15 protein-coding genes are annotated in these 14,837 nt (G+C 64.6%); 13 read left to right on the top strand and 2 right to left on the bottom strand.

Translation table 11 applies throughout. From position 1 onward, the window contains the following. Position 1 precedes the first annotated feature (1 nt). Positions 2 to 1,318, bottom strand: a complete 1,317-nt coding sequence (locus tag HG549_RS22530) for a bifunctional DedA family/phosphatase PAP2 family protein (RefSeq protein ID WP_170032894.1) — start codon at positions 1,316 to 1,318, stop codon at positions 2 to 4. 3 nt (positions 1,319 to 1,321) lie between these two features. Next, positions 1,322 to 1,990, bottom strand: a complete 669-nt coding sequence (locus HG549_RS22525) for a DNA-3-methyladenine glycosylase (RefSeq protein WP_170032892.1) — start codon at positions 1,988 to 1,990, stop codon at positions 1,322 to 1,324. 271 nt (positions 1,991 to 2,261) lie between these two features. On the opposite strand from HG549_RS22525, the gene HG549_RS22520 reads away from it, so the two are divergent. The 13 genes from HG549_RS22520 to HG549_RS22460 all read left to right on the top strand — a co-directional run bounded on the left by HG549_RS22520 (position 2,262) and on the right by HG549_RS22460 (position 14,731). Further along, positions 2,262 to 3,533 carry a glutamate-5-semialdehyde dehydrogenase gene (locus tag HG549_RS22520; protein WP_170032890.1) on the top strand — a complete coding sequence of 424 codons (1,272 nt, stop codon included), beginning with the start codon at positions 2,262 to 2,264 and terminating at the stop codon, positions 3,531 to 3,533. Next, on the top strand, positions 3,502 to 4,194 hold the full coding sequence (gene nadD, locus HG549_RS22515; RefSeq protein ID WP_170032888.1) for a nicotinate-nucleotide adenylyltransferase: 693 nt from the start codon (positions 3,502 to 3,504) through the stop codon (positions 4,192 to 4,194). The genes HG549_RS22520 and nadD overlap by 32 nt, the downstream gene beginning before the upstream one ends. 43 nt (positions 4,195 to 4,237) lie before the next feature. Next, on the top strand, positions 4,238 to 4,657 hold the full coding sequence (rsfS, locus tag HG549_RS22510; protein WP_170032886.1) for a ribosome silencing factor: 420 nt from the start codon (positions 4,238 to 4,240) through the stop codon (positions 4,655 to 4,657). A gap of 10 nt (positions 4,658 to 4,667) precedes the next feature. After that, the gene (gene rlmH / locus HG549_RS22505; protein WP_003249722.1) at positions 4,668 to 5,135 is read left to right on the top strand and encodes a 23S rRNA (pseudouridine(1915)-N(3))-methyltransferase RlmH; all 468 of its coding nucleotides are present in this window, start codon (positions 4,668 to 4,670) and stop codon (positions 5,133 to 5,135) included. A gap of 16 nt (positions 5,136 to 5,151) precedes the next feature. Next, positions 5,152 to 7,041 carry a penicillin-binding protein 2 gene (mrdA, locus tag HG549_RS22500; RefSeq protein WP_170032884.1) on the top strand — a complete coding sequence of 630 codons (1,890 nt, stop codon included), beginning with the start codon at positions 5,152 to 5,154 and terminating at the stop codon, positions 7,039 to 7,041. 38 nt (positions 7,042 to 7,079) lie between these two features. Continuing rightward, entirely contained in the window at positions 7,080 to 8,183 is a 1,104-nt protein-coding gene (gene rodA / locus HG549_RS22495) for a rod shape-determining protein RodA (protein ID WP_170034301.1), read from the top strand. A 17-nt stretch (positions 8,184 to 8,200) separates the two neighbouring features. Further along, positions 8,201 to 9,211 carry a lytic murein transglycosylase B gene (gene mltB, locus HG549_RS22490; RefSeq protein WP_170032882.1) on the top strand — a complete coding sequence of 337 codons (1,011 nt, stop codon included), beginning with the start codon at positions 8,201 to 8,203 and terminating at the stop codon, positions 9,209 to 9,211. Next, entirely contained in the window at positions 9,211 to 10,215 is a 1,005-nt protein-coding gene (locus HG549_RS22485; protein ID WP_170032880.1) for a septal ring lytic transglycosylase RlpA family protein, read from the top strand. The genes mltB and HG549_RS22485 overlap by 1 nt, the downstream gene beginning before the upstream one ends. A gap of 270 nt (positions 10,216 to 10,485) precedes the next feature. Further along, positions 10,486 to 11,646, top strand: a complete 1,161-nt coding sequence (locus tag HG549_RS22480; RefSeq protein WP_170032878.1) for a D-alanyl-D-alanine carboxypeptidase family protein — start codon at positions 10,486 to 10,488, stop codon at positions 11,644 to 11,646. Positions 11,647 to 11,719: 73 nt separating this feature from the next. Further along, positions 11,720 to 11,995: a DUF493 domain-containing protein gene (locus HG549_RS22475; protein ID WP_085625758.1), complete on the top strand. Its 276-nt coding sequence runs from the start codon at positions 11,720 to 11,722 to the stop codon at positions 11,993 to 11,995. Next, positions 11,995 to 12,642, top strand: coding sequence for a lipoyl(octanoyl) transferase LipB (gene lipB / locus HG549_RS22470; RefSeq protein WP_170032876.1), 648 nt, complete (start codon positions 11,995 to 11,997; stop codon positions 12,640 to 12,642). The genes HG549_RS22475 and lipB overlap by 1 nt, the downstream gene beginning before the upstream one ends. 1 nt (position 12,643) lies before the next feature. Continuing rightward, positions 12,644 to 13,660 (top strand): lipoyl synthase, encoded by a 1,017-nt coding sequence (gene lipA / locus HG549_RS22465; protein WP_256666001.1) that lies wholly within the window; start codon positions 12,644 to 12,646, stop codon positions 13,658 to 13,660. 132 nt (positions 13,661 to 13,792) lie between these two features. Continuing rightward, positions 13,793 to 14,731, top strand: coding sequence for an LD-carboxypeptidase (locus HG549_RS22460; protein WP_170032874.1), 939 nt, complete (start codon positions 13,793 to 13,795; stop codon positions 14,729 to 14,731). Positions 14,732 to 14,837: the final 106 nt, after the last annotated feature.

Here is a 14,837-nt window from a genome sequence, read left to right as displayed (position 1 = left end):
ATCAGTACTGATAGCGCAACAACGCCTGCGGCAACGCATGCATGGCAAAGAACGCCAGCAACGCGATGCAGGCCGGCACTATCAGCCACCACGCCCGCAGCGGCAAGGCCGGCAAGGTCTGCCGCCGCTGTACCAATGCCAGGCTCAGCGCACATACACAGCACGCCAACAGGGCCCCGGCGAGGATGTCGGTCGGCCAGTGCGCCCCCAGGTAAACCCGCGACAGGGCTATCGCCAGCGCCGGAATGCAGCCCAGCATGACCCAGGTCAGGCGCATCCGTGGCGGCTGCCCGCGCCCGGCCAGCACGGCCATGACCAGAAAGAACGCGAACGACGCCGAGCTGTGCCCGCTGGGCATGCTGTAGCTGGTCAACGGGTCGCTGAGCACCTCCGGCCGGGCCCGGGCGAACAGCCATTTCAGGGTGCCATTGGCAAGCGCCGTGCCCATCAGCGCGCTCGCGGCGAACAGGGCATGACGCCATTGCCGGGCTAGCAGCAGCAGGCCGGTCAGCAGGCCGCCCAGGAACAGTTGGGTGCGGAAATCACCCAGCCGGGTCACCACGACCACGGCGCCATCGATGGCCTGGCTACGGTGCTCCTGCACCAATGTCATCACACCCTGGTCGAATTCGTGCAGGTAGGGCCAGCCCAGGAACACCCCGGCCAGGGCCGCCAGGCTCATGCCGGCGATCAGCCGGGTGCCGTGGCGTTGATCACGGATGCTGGTGTTCAGGCTGAGCCCGATGATGACGGCCAGGGTGCCGGCGATGATACCGGCATCCAGCCAGAAGCCTTCCGGCAGCGGCAGGCGCATGGCGGCACCTGTGGCCCAGCCGGGCAGCAGGTAGGCCACCGACCAGCCCGCGCCGGCCACCAGGCTGACGGCGATGAAGCGTGGCAGCGGCATGTCGAACATGCCGGCGACCATCGGCAACATGGGCCGCAGCGGCCCGATGAAGCGCCCGACCAGCAGGCTGGCAATGCCGTAGCGCTGGAAATAGGCTTCGGCGCTGCCGATCCATTCCGGGTGGTGACGCAGCAACGGCAGGCGGCGGATGTTCTGATGGAAGTACTTGCCCACGGCATAGGACACGGCGTCACCCAGCAGGCCACCGAGAAAGCCCAGCAGCAGCGTTTCGCCCAGGCTGAAGGTACCACTGCCGGCCAGCACCGCGACCGCGAACAGCAGCACGGTGCCCGGTACGATGATGCCGGCAATGGCCAGGCATTCGATGCAGGCCACCAGGAAAATTGCCAGGCCAAGCCACTGTGGGTTGGCGCTGAGCCAGCCGGTCAGGCTGTCGAGCCATTGGCCCATGGTTCAGCTTCCTTGTTCGAGAATGAAGAAGTCGCGGCCTTCGACTTGGCCTCGACGCAACGGGTTCCGCGTGCAGAAACGGGCGTATTCGGCATCGACGAAGCGGTAGGGCAGGTGCTCGTCGCGGCCGTGCGGGATGCCCAGGCGGGCCGTCTGGATGATCCGCGGCACGGCGTTGCGGCAATCCTCGACGTACAGGCGCTCGGGGTCGAAGCGCTGGGCGTCCCAGTGTGGCACCTTCAGGCCGAGGGCGCGGCACAGCAGCGTCTGCCCGGCGCACAGGCGCTCGGCCGGGCGCAGGTTGCCGCTGGCGTCGGGGTTGTTCAGTTGCATCTGCGCCAGGCTGTTCGGCCCCGAGACGGCGTCCTGCCAAGGATAGGCGGACTTGATCAGCACCGCGTTGCCCGGCCCGTGGGCGCTGAAGTTCAGCGAGTCGCCGCCACGCGCGTAGTACATGTAGATGTGCCCGCCATCGAGAAACAGCGCCTTGCGCTTTTCGGTGTAGCCGAGCGAGGCGTGGCTGCCTTTGTCGCTGAGGTAGTAGGCCTCGGTCTCGATGATCCGTGCGGCCAGCCACAGGTCGCCGTGGCGGTGACGGATGACCTTGCCCAGCAGGGCCTTGGCCAGGGTCTGGGCGTCGCGGTCGAAGAAGCTGTCGGGCAGTGCTGGCATGCGGGGCAGTTCGCGGTTGGGAAGGCGGGGATGATAGCAATGAATGACTTAATCGAGGCTGAACCGGTGGGGTGATTGATTGGTATCTGCATGTTTCGGTGTTGGTTGAGCCGAAGGGGTTCGCCTTGGGGCGGGCGGCGCGCGATCTCACGGGTGCCACAAGAAGCGGGTCGAGCCCAGCCATTTTCGACCATCCGCCACCCACCGCTGGGCGTACACCTGCGCGGCAGTTATAATCAGCCGATTTCCCCTTCGCCAAGACACCGAACCCATGACTGAGTCCGTTCTTGACTATATGACCCGCCTGGGTCGCGCTGCCCGTGAGGCTTCCCGGGTGATCGGCCGTGCCAGCACCGCGCAGAAGAACCGCGCCCTGCAAGCTGCCGCCGACGCGCTGGATGCTGCCCGTGCCGAGCTGACCGCCGCCAACGAGCGAGACCTCGCCGCCGGCCGCGCCAACGGCCTGGAGCCGGCCTTGCTCGATCGTCTGGCGCTGACCCCGGCGCGTATCGACGGCATGATCACCGGGCTGCGCCAGGTGGCCAGCCTGCCAGACCCGGTCGGTGCCATCCGCGACATGAGCTACCGCCCATCGGGTATCCAGGTGGGCAAGATGCGCACGCCGCTGGGGGTGATCGGGATCATCTACGAGTCGCGTCCGAACGTGACCATCGATGCTGCCAGCCTGTGCCTGAAGTCGGGTAACGCGACCATCCTGCGTGGCGGCTCCGAAGCCATTCATTCCAACCGCGCGATCGCCACCTGCATCCAGCGTGGCCTGGCTGCAGCCGGCCTGCCGGCGGCCGTGGTGCAGGTGGTGGAAACCACCGACCGCGAGGCCGTGGGTGCGCTGATCAGCATGCCGGAATTCGTCGACGTCATCGTGCCGCGCGGTGGCCGTGGCCTGATCGAGCGCATCAGCCGCGATGCCCGGGTGCCGGTAATCAAGCACCTGGACGGTATCTGCCACATCTATGTCAGCCGGCACGCCGACCTGGACAAGGCCTGGCGTGTGGCATTCAACGCCAAGACCTATCGCTACGGTATCTGTGGCGCCATGGAAACGCTGCTGGTCGACCAGCAGGTGGCCGAGCGCTTCCTGCCAGAGATGGCCCGTCGTTTCCAGGAGAAGGGCGTAGAGCTGCGTGGCTGCGAGCGCACCCGGGCCATCATCGAGGTCAAGCCGGCCACCGAGGCCGACTGGCACACCGAATACCTGGATGCGATCCTGTCGGTCCGTGTGCTCGACGGCCTGGACCAGGCCATCGAGCACATCAACCACTATGGCTCGCACCACACCGACTCGATCATCACCGAACACCAGGGTGAGGCGCGTCAGTTCATGGCCGAAGTCGACTCGGCGTCGGTCATGCTCAATACCCCGACCTGCTTTGCCGACGGCTTCGAGTACGGCCTGGGTGCCGAGATCGGCATCTCCACCGACAAGCTGCATGCCCGCGGCCCGGTCGGCCTGGAAGGCCTGACCTGCGAGAAGTACGTGGTGATCGGCGATGGCCAGCTGCGCGGCCAGGAGTCCTGCTGAGTTGAGCAAGGCCCAGGCAGTCCGGCGCATCGGCATTCTAGGCGGCACCTTCGACCCCGTGCACATCGGCCACCTGCGCAGCGCGCTGGAAGTGGCCGAGTTCATGGGGCTGGACGAGCTGCGCCTGTTGCCCAATGCCCGGCCGCCGCACCGCGACACCCCGCAGGTGGCCGCCAAGGACCGCCTGGCCATGGTGCAGAGCGCCGTGCAGGGCGTGCCCTGCCTGAGCGTGGATGCCCGTGAGCTGGCACGCGACAAGCCGTCGTACACCATCGATACGCTGGAGTCGATCCGCGCCGAACTGGCGGCCAACGACCAGCTGTTCCTGGTGCTGGGCTGGGATGCCTTCTGCGGCCTGCCCGGTTGGCACCGCTGGGAAGAATTGCTGCAACACTGTCACATCCTGGTGCTGCAACGCCCGGATGCCGACGTAGAACCCCCTGACGAGCTGCGCAACCTGCTGGCTGCGCGCTCGGAGAGCGATCCCACCGCCATGTCCGGCCCGGCGGGAAACATTTCGTTCGTCTGGCAGACGCCGCTTGCGGTGTCGGCTACACAGATCCGACAGCTGCTGGCCAGCGGCAAGTCGGTGAGGTTCCTGGTGCCGGACGCCGTACTGGCCTACATCGAGGCGCACGAACTGTATCGTGCGCCTAACTGACGGTGCCCCTGGCACCTCATCCAACGAGTTGAACGAGTTTTATATGACCAAGCAGAAAATCCACGGCGAAGAACTGGTCGCCCTGACCAAGGCAGCGCTGGAAGACGTCAAGGCCCAGGACATCCAGGTCATCGACGTGCGCGACAAGCACAGCCTGACCGATTACATGATCATTGCCACCGGTACCTCCAACCGCCAGATCAACGCGATGCTGGAAAAGGTCCGCGAAGCGGTCAAGGCCAAGGGCGCCCAGCCACTGGGTGAAGAAGGCAAGGGCGACAGCGACTGGGTACTGCTGGACCTGAACGACGTCATCGTGCACATGATGACCGCCGCCGCCCGCCAGTTCTACGACCTGGAGCGCCTGTGGCAGGGTGCCGAGCAGAGCCGTGCCGCCGATGGCAAGCACCACAGCCCGGACCAGGCCCACGAGTATTCCGAAAAGCTCAAGGACCGGGAATAAGGAAAGCGCTGTGCGTCTGCGCCTGATCGCGGTCGGCTCGCGCATGCCGAAGTGGGTCGAGGAAGGCTGGCATGAATATGCCAAGCGCCTGCCCGCCGAGCTGTCGCTGGAGCTGGTGGAAATCCCGCTGAATACCCGTGGCAAGAATGCCGATGTCGCCCGCCTGATTCGTCAGGAGGGCGAGGCCATGCTGAGCAAGGTTCAGCCCGGGGAGCGCATCGTCACCCTCGAGGTCCATGGCAAGCCCTGGAGTACCGAGCAACTGGCGACCGAGCTGGACCGCTGGCGCCTGGATGCGCGCACGGTGAATTTGATGGTGGGCGGCCCGGAAGGCCTGGCGCCGGAGGTCTGTGCGCGTGCCGAACAACGCTGGTCGCTGTCGCCGTTGACCCTGCCGCACCCGTTGGTAAGGATACTCATCGGCGAGCAGATCTACCGCGCCTGGACCGTGCTGTCCGGGCATCCTTACCACAAATGAGCCTGTAAGCAGCCCGATGTCGCAGCCGATCCGTCTCAAGGACCATGAGAAAGACGCCCGCCTGGTGCGCAACCGCGTCGTGGTGGGCGCAGTGGCGGTCGTGCTGCTGGTCTGCGTGCTGATCGCGCGGCTGTACTACCTGCAGATCATCCAGTACGACTACCACTCGACGCTGTCGGAGAACAACCGGGTGCATGTGCAGCCGATCCCGCCGACCCGCGGGTTGATCTTCGACCGTAACGGGGTGATCGTTGCCGACAACCGGCCCAGCTTCAGCCTGTCGATGACCCGTGAACGTGCGGGTAACTGGCAGGAAGTGCTGGATACCATCGTCGAAGTGCTGGAATTGACGCCCGATGACCGCGCCCTGTTCGAGAAGCGCATGCGCCAGGGACGCCGGCCGTTCGAGCCAGTGCCGATCCTGTTCGAGCTCAACGAAGAGCAGATTGCCCGCGTGGCAGTGAACCAGTTCCGCCTGCCGGGTGTGGAAGTGGTGGCCCAGCTGGTGCGCCATTACCCGCAGGGTGCGCATTTCGCGCATTCGGTGGGGTATGTGGGGCGGATCAACGAGAAGGAGCTGAAAACGCTCGATCCGGTGAACTACAGCGGCACCCACCACATTGGCAAGACCGGCATCGAACGGTTCTACGAAGACGCCCTGCACGGCCAGGTGGGCTACGAGGAAGTCGAGACCAACGCTCGCGGCCGGGTGCTGCGCGTGCTCAAGCGTACCGACCCGAAACCGGGCAAGGACATCGTGCTGAGCCTGGACATCAAGTTGCAGGAAGCCGCCGAGGCCGCCCTGGGTGGTCGGCGCGGCGCCGTGGTGGCACTCGACCCGCGTACCGGCGAGGTGCTGGCAATGGTCAGCCAGCCCAGCTTCGACCCCAACCTGTTCGTCACCGGCATCGGTTTCAAGGCCTATGCCGAACTGCGCGACTCGATCGACCGGCCATTGTTCAACCGCGTGCTGCGCGGCCTGTACCCGCCGGGTTCGACCATCAAGCCGGCCGTGGCCATCGCCGGCCTGGACAGTGGTGTGGTCAATGCCGGCAGCCGGGTGTTCGACCCGGGTTACTACCAACTGCCCAACTACGACCACAAGTACCGCAACTGGAACCGCACCGGCGATGGCTGGGTCGACCTGGACACCGCGATCATGCGTTCCAACGACACCTACTTCTACGACCTGGCGCACAAGATGGGCATCGACCGGCTGTCCAGCTACATGAACAAGTTCGGTATCGGCCAGCGGGTTTCCCTGGACATGTTCGAAGAGTCCGCCGGGCTGATGCCGTCGCGGGAATGGAAACGTGCTACCCGTCGCCAGGCCTGGTTCCCCGGCGAAACCCTGATCCTCGGTATCGGCCAGGGCTACATGCAGGCCACGCCGCTGCAGCTGGCCCAGGCCACCGCGCTGATCGCCAACAAGGGCGTATGGAACCGCCCGCACCTGGCCAAGACCATCGAGGGCCAGCCGCCGGTGGACGACAACCCCATGGACAACATCGTGCTGCGTGACAAGTCCGACTGGGCCAAGGTCACCCATGGCATGGAGCAGGTGATGCACAACGCCCGTGGTACCGCACGCAAGGCGGCCATCGGCGCGCAGTACCGCATCGCCGGCAAGAGCGGTACCGCCCAGGTGGTGGCGATCAAGCAGGGCGAGAAGTACGACCGCAACAAACTCCAGGAGCGCCACCGCGACCACGCCCTGTTCGTCGCCTTCGCCCCGGCCGACGACCCGAAGATCGTGGTATCGGTGATGGTCGAGAACGGTGAGTCGGGCTCGGGTGTTGCCGCGCCGGTGGTACGCCAGGTGATGGACGCCTGGCTGCTCGACGAAAACGGCCGGCTCAAGCCCGAGTTCGCGCCCGCCACCGTTACCCAGGAATCAGCCCTGTGATGAACAATTTCGATCGCATGCTCTCCAGCGAGGATGTGATGCGTCGGCGCGCCAGTTTTCTGCAGCGCATCCACGTCGACGGCCCTTTGCTGGTCATTCTGCTGACCCTCGCGGCTGGCAGCCTGTTCGTGCTGTACTCGGCCAGTGGCAAGAACTGGGACCTGTTGCTCAAGCAGGCCACCTCGTTCGGCATCGGCCTTGCGTCGATGTTCATCATCGCCCAGCTGGAGCCCCGCTTCATGGCGCGCTGGGTGCCGTTGGCCTACCTGGTCGGGGTGATGCTGCTGGTGGTGGTCGACGTGATGGGCCACAACGCCATGGGCGCCACGCGCTGGATCAACATTCCCGGGGTGATTCGCTTCCAGCCCTCGGAGTTCATGAAGATCATCATGCCGGCGACCATCGCCTGGTACCTGTCCAAGCGCACCTTGCCGCCACATCTCAAGCACGTGGCGATCAGCCTGGTGCTGATTGGCGTGCCGTTCATCCTGATCGTGCGCCAGCCCGACCTGGGTACAGCGCTGCTGATCCTCGCCTCCGGTGCCTTCGTGCTGTTCATGGGCGGGCTGCGCTGGCGCTGGATCCTCAGCGTGCTGGCGGCGGCAGTGCCGGTGGCGGTGGCGATGTGGTTCTTCGTCATGCACGACTACCAGAAACAGCGGGTACTGACCTTCCTCGATCCGGAAAGCGACCCGTTGGGCACCGGCTGGAACATCATCCAGTCCAAGGCGGCGATCGGCTCGGGCGGGGTATTCGGCAAGGGCTGGCTGCTCGGGACGCAGTCGCACCTGGACTTCCTGCCGGAAAGCCACACCGACTTCATCATTGCCGTGCTCGGCGAGGAATTCGGCCTGGTCGGCATCTGCCTGTTGCTGATCGTCTATCTGCTGCTGATCGGCCGTGGCCTGGTGATTACCGCCCAGGCGCAGACCTTGTTCGGCAAGCTGCTGGCCGGCAGCCTGACCATGACCTTCTTTGTCTATGTATTCGTCAATATCGGGATGGTCAGCGGCCTTCTGCCCGTGGTGGGCGTGCCGCTGCCCTTCATCAGCTATGGCGGAACTTCGTTGGTGACGCTGCTGTCAGCGTTTGGCGTTCTGATGTCGATCCACACGCACCGCAAATGGATCGCGCAGGTTTGAATAAGGTGAACAATTTCATGCAAGCAGTGCGTAACTGGGCTGCCCGTTGTGCGCCGTGGGTCGGCGCGGTGGGCCTGTTCGGCGCTGTACAGCTGGCCCATGCCGGCGACTACCGGGACTCGCCGCAGGTGGCCCAGTTCGTTGGCGAAATGAGCCGCGACTACGGTTTTGCCCCTGAACAGCTGATGGGCGTGTTCGCTGAGGTGCAACGCAAGCAGTCGATCCTCGACGCCATTTCGCGCCCGGCCGAACGGGTAAAACCGTGGAAGGACTACCGGCCGATGTTCATCACCGACGCGCGCATCGCCCGCGGTGTGGATTTCTGGCGCCAGCACGAGGCGGCGCTGGCCCGGGCCGAGCAGGAATATGGCGTACCGGCACAGTACATCGTCGCCATCATTGGCGTGGAAACCTTCTTTGGCCGCAACACCGGCAACTACCGGGTGATAGACGCCCTGTCGACGCTGAGCTTCGACTATCCGCCGCGGGCCGACTTCTTCCGCAAGGAGCTGCGCGAGTTCCTGCTGCTGTCTCGCGAAGAGCAGCTCGACCCGTTGACCCTCAAGGGCTCCTACGCCGGCGCGATGGGCTTGCCGCAGTTCATGCCGAGCAGCTTCCGCAACTTTGCGGTGGACTTCGATGGCGACGGCCACATCAATATCTGGAACAACCCGGACGATGCCATCGGCAGTGTCGCCAGCTACTTCAAGCGCCACGGGTGGGTGGCCGGTGAAGGTGTGGTCAGCCGCGCCTGGGTGGATGGCGAGCGGGCCGACGAGGGCCTGACCACCGGCATCGAGCCGGTGAAGACGGTAGGGGAGTTGCGCGCGCTTGGCTGGTCGGTTCATGATTCCCTGCGCGATGATCTGCCGGTTACCGCCTTCCGTCTCGAGGGCGACAATGGCCCTGAATACTGGATGGGCCTGAAGAACTTCTACGCGATCACTCGCTACAACCGCAGCGTGATGTATGCCATGGCGGTGCATCAGCTTTCGGAACAGCTGGTTCAAGCACGGGGCGTCAACTAATGCGCGCAATCATCTCTGCCAATTCTTTCAAGCTGCTGACCTGCCTCGCCGTTGGCGTGCTGCTGGCCAGCTGCTCTTCCAGCCGCCCGACCCAGCAAGGTAGCGGCAACGTGGTGCGCACCCAGCCGGGCCTGGATATCAACCGTGCGCACAAGGACGGCGCGCCGTGGTGGGACGTGGATGTGAGCAAGATCCCCGATGCAACGCCGACCGTGCACACTGGCAACTACAAGGCCAACCCGTACACGGTACTGGGCAAGACCTACTATCCGATGCAGGACGCGCGCAACTACCGCGCCGAGGGGACTGCGTCGTGGTATGGCACCAAGTTCCACGGGCAGAACACCGCCAACGGCGAGCTGTACGACCTGTACGGCATGAGTGCGGCGCACAAGACCTTGCCGCTGCCAGCCTATGTGCGGGTGACCAACCTGGCCAACGGCCGCAGCGTGATCCTGCGGGTCAACGACCGTGGGCCGTTCTACTCCGATCGCATCATCGACCTGTCCTATGCCGCGGCGAAGAAGCTCGGTTACGCCGAAATCGGTACCGCGCATGTGCGCGTCGAGGGCATCGACCCGCAGCAATGGTGGGCCCAGCGTGGCCAGACGCCGCCGATGGTGCTGAAGGAGCCGCAAGTGGCCCAGACCCAGGCGATCCCGGCCAGTACCGGGCGCGTCGAGCAATGGACGCCACCGCCGCAACAGCACGCAGCGCCTGTGGTGCCGGTGCAGGTTGGCGGCAACAACGTGCCGGCCAGCAGCAGTGGCGGCAGCTTCCTGCAGGTGGGCGCCTTCGCCAACCCGGACGCCGCCGAACTGCTGCGTTCCAAGCTCAGCAGCATGGTCAGCGCGCCGGTATTCATCAGCTCGATCGTGCGTAACCAGCAAACCTTGCACCGCGTGCGCCTGGGGCCGATCAGCAGCCAGGGCGAGATCCAGCAGGCGCAGGACAGCATCCGCCTGGCGAACCTGGGGCAGGCCAAGCTGGTCACAGCTGACTGACCGCGTTGCCTTCTTCGCGGGCACGCCCGCTCCCACAGGGGCATGCGAAACCCTGTGGGAGCGGGCGTGCCCGCGAAGAAGGCAACACCAAACTGTCGGTTTTGTCATGAATTGCCGGGCGCAGGCATGTACAATGTCGGCTTTTGCCCGCAGCGACATAACGCCGCATTTTGCCGGGCCAGGCCTATGGCCACAAAACTAGACTGACTGGCGCTGGGCACATGATCTTGCCCAGGGAAATTCAGACCATTAGCGATTTTCGAGAGACGGATGAACATCACCAACCTTGCCAAACGACTTTGCCTGCCCGTACTGCTGATGATCACGCCGGCCGCCTTCGCGGCTGAGCAGATGACGCCGGCGCCACCGCAACTGGCAGCCAAGTCCTACGTACTCATGGACGCGTCCAGCGGCAACGTGCTGGTCGAGAACAACGGTGACGAGCGCCTGCCGCCAGCCAGCCTGACCAAGCTGATGACCGCCTACATCGCCACCCTCGACATCCGCCGCGGCCAGATCGGTGAAAACGACCCGGTAACCGTCAGCGAGAACGCCTGGCGTACCGGCGGTTCGCGCATGTTCATCAAGGTGGGCAGCCAGGTGACCGTCAGCGACCTGCTGCACGGCATCATCATCCAGTCCGGCAACGACGCCTCGGTCGCCCTGGCCGAGCACATCGCCGGCAGCGAAGATGCCTTCGCCGACATGATGAACAAGACTGCCGCCGACCTGGGCATGAGCAACAGCCACTTCATGAACCCGACCGGTCTGCCACACCCGGACCACTACTCGTCGGCCCATGACATGGCGACCCTGGCGCGCGCGATCATCAACGTCGACCCGGCCCACTACGCCATCTATTCGCAGAAGGAATTCTTCTGGAACAACATCAAGCAGCCGAACCGCAACCTGCTGCTGTGGCGTGACAAGACCGTCGACGGCCTGAAGACCGGCCACACCGACGAAGCCGGCTACTGCATGGTGGCTTCCGCCGTTCGCGACGGCCAGCGCCTGATCGCCGTGGTGTTCGGCACCAACAGCGAGCAGTCGCGTGCGGCAGAGACCCAGAAGCTGCTGACCTACGGCTTCCGCTTCTTCGAAACCCAGACCTTCTACCAGAAGGGCACCGAGCTGACCAAGGCGCCAGTCTGGAAAGGCGCCACCGCCGAAGTGAAAGCTGGCCTGGCCGAAGACCTGACCATGACCATGCCTAAAGGCCAATTGAAACGCCTTCAGGCTTCGATGACCATGAACCCGCAGCTCACCGCACCGATCGCCAAAGGTGACGTGATCGGCAAAGTGGAAGTCAAACTGGACGAAAAAGTGGTTCACAGCGCCGACCTGATCGCCCTTGATGGCGTCGAGGAAGGTGGTTTCTTCCGCCGTATGTGGGATAGCATCCGTCTATTCTTCTACGGGTTGTTCAACTGATACGTGACCTGCATGCCCCCGCGTATCCCGCGGGGGCGTTGTTGTTGCCACGGCTTATGAGGCCGTTTCCGCCATGAGCGAACCAGACGTCAAGTCGCACAAGATCGAATTCCCCTGCGACGATTACCCGATCAAGGTCATCGGCGATACCGTGGTCGGTTTCCGCGACACGGTGATCGAGATTCTCAGCAAGCACGCCAAGGTCGACCTTTCCACGCTGGCCGAGCGCCAGAGCAAGGAAGGCAAGTACACCACCGTGCAATTGCACATCGTGGCCGAAAGCGAGAACCAGCTGCACGATATCAACAGCGCCCTGCGTGCTACCGGCATCGTGAAAATGGTGCTCTGATGTCCGCCTGCCTCGGTTTTCGCGAGCTTGGCCTGCAGCCCTATGAACCGGTGCTGGAGGCCATGCGGCGCTTCACCGAGCAGCGCAGCCCGGACAGCCAGGATGAAATCTGGCTGGTCGAGCACCCCGCAGTCTTCACCCAGGGCCAAGCCGGCAAGGCCGAGCACCTGCTGGTGCCATGCGACATCCCGGTGGTGCAGACCGACCGCGGTGGCCAGGTGACCTACCATGGCCCCGGGCAACTGGTGGCCTACCTGCTGCTGGATGTGCGCCGGCTGGGCTTTGGTGTGCGTGAGCTGGTCAGCCGTATCGAGCAGACCCTCATCGACCTGCTCGCCAGTTATGATGTCCAGGCCGCGGCCAAGCCCGATGCGCCGGGCGTCTATGTCGACGGAGCGAAGATCGCCTCCCTCGGCCTGCGAATCCGCAATGGCCGTTCGTTCCACGGCCTTGCCCTGAACGTGGACATGGACCTTGCGCCATTCCGCCGAATCAACCCCTGCGGCTATGCGGGGCTGGCGATGACCCAGCTGCGCGACCTGGCAGGTCCTATCGAACTCGACGAGGTCAGGACAAGGCTGCGCGGACAGCTGGTCAAGCACCTCGACTACGCTGAGCAGACGACCCTTACGGGCGGAATCGACTGATATGACAACTGTGCAAGAAGCCGTGCCGAACCTGATACCTACCCAGGATGCCACCCAGCGCCCAGCGCCGAAGAAAGTGGAAGCCGGGGTCAAGTTGCGTGGTGCCGAGAAGGTGGCGCGCATCCCGGTGAAGATCATCCCCACCGACGAGCTGCCGAAGAAGCCCGACTGGATCCGCGTGCGTATCCCGGTTTCGCCCGAGGTAGACCGCATCAAGCAACTGCTGCGCAAGCACAAGTTGCACAGTGTGTGCGAAGAGGCTTCCTGCCCGAACCTGGGCGAGTGCTTCTCCGGCGGTACCGCGACCTTCATGATCATGGGTGACATCTGCACCCGCCGCTGCCCGTTCTGCGACGTCGGTCATGGCCGGCCGAAGCCGCTGGACCTGGACGAACCGAAGAACCTGGCCATCGCCATCGCCGACCTGCGCCTGAAGTACGTGGTGATCACCTCGGTGGACCGCGACGACCTGCGTGACGGCGGGGCCCAGCACTTCGCTGACTGCATCCGTGAAATCCGTGCGCTGTCGCCGGGCGTGCAGCTGGAAACCCTGGTGCCGGACTACCGTGGCCGCATGGACGTTGCCCTGGAGATCACCGCGCAAGAGCCGCCGGATGTGTTCAACCACAACCTCGAGACCGTACCGCGCCTGTACAAGGCCGCGCGTCCGGGGTCGGACTACGACTGGTCGCTGGACCTGCTGCAGAAGTTCAAGCAGCTGGTGCCGCATGTTCCGACCAAATCGGGCCTGATGCTGGGCCTGGGTGAGACCGACGACGAAGTGATCGAAGTGATGCAGCGCATGCGCGAACATGACATCGACATGCTCACCCTCGGCCAGTACCTGCAGCCGTCGCGCAGCCACCTGCCGGTGCAGCGTTTCGTCCACCCGGACACCTTCGCCTGGTTCGCCGAGGAAGGCTACAAGATGGGCTTCAAGAACGTTGCATCCGGGCCGCTGGTGCGTTCTTCGTACCACGCTGACCAACAGGCCCACGAAGCCAAGATCAAGCTCTGATCAACGGTTGGGCCACCCATGCCGATGCGCGCCGAAAGGCGCCATCGGCATTTTTGTTGATGGGGTTTCCTGCTGGCCGGGGCCGCTTCGCACCGGCAGAATCAGGCCCCCAGGACTTGCAAGGAGTTGCATGTGAATTGCCTTGAGCGTACCGAACCTTGCTTGCCGAAGGCGTTGCCGCGCGACGCCTGCTTTGCCATCGTCGCCCCCGCCGGCCCGGCCCGGCTGGATAGCGAGAAGGCCACCCGCTGGTTTACCGAGCGCGGCTACCGTTGCCGGATCTACCCGGGGGCCCTGCAGGCGCAAGGTTACCTGGCGGGCGCGGACCAGCAGCGCTTGCAAGACCTGCATGACGCTTTCGCCGACCCGGCGATCGGCGCCATCCTGTGCATGCGTGGCGGGTACGGCAGCATGCGCCTGCTCGACCAGCTCGATTTCGAGCTGATCCGGCACAACCCCAAGCCGCTGATCGGCTACAGCGACATTACCGCGTTGCACACGGCGATTTACCGCAGGAGCGGGCTGCTCACCTTCCATGGCGCAATGCTCAATGCCGACCTGCTCGGTGCCAAGCAGCCGCCGACCGAGGCTTCGCTGCTGGCACAGCTGGGTGGCCAGGTGCGCAGCGGCGAGCCGATCGTGCACCCGGCCGACTACGCTTTGGCCTGCGTACAGCCGGGCGTGGCCAGCGGGCCGCTGCTAGGCGGCAACCTGTCGATGCTGGGGGCGACCTTGGGGACCATTGCCGAGCTTGATACCAAGGGCTGCATCCTGTTCATCGAGGACATCAACGAACCGTTGTACCGGGTCGACCGTCTGCTGACCCAGCTGCGCCTGGCGGGCAAGCTGGAAGGGATCAAGGGCGTGCTGGTGGGGGATTTTGCCGGGATTACCACCGCGGCGTTGACGCCGTTGCTGCAGGATATCTTCGGGCCGCTGGGCGTGCCGGTGCTGGCCGGGTGGCGCAGTGGCCATTGTGATCCGAATGTGTGCTTGCCGCTGGGGGCCAGGGTGCGGCTGGACAGTGTCGAGCAAACACTGGTGCTGGAGCAGGATCTGTTCAGGGCTTGAGCTTGCCGGGGCTGCCTTGCAGCCCAGCGCGACACCAGGCTGCTGCTACAAACGATCGACAATCATCGGGATTGCGCGGTCCCTGTAGCAGCGGCTTGTGTCGCGA

It is taken from the genome of Pseudomonas sp. SK (genome assembly GCF_012975065.1).
Classification (GTDB): Bacteria; Pseudomonadota; Gammaproteobacteria; order Pseudomonadales; family Pseudomonadaceae; genus Aquipseudomonas; species Aquipseudomonas anuradhapurensis.
Note: the sequence above shows the minus strand (reverse complement) of the source record. Positions and strands in the feature narration are given on the sequence as shown.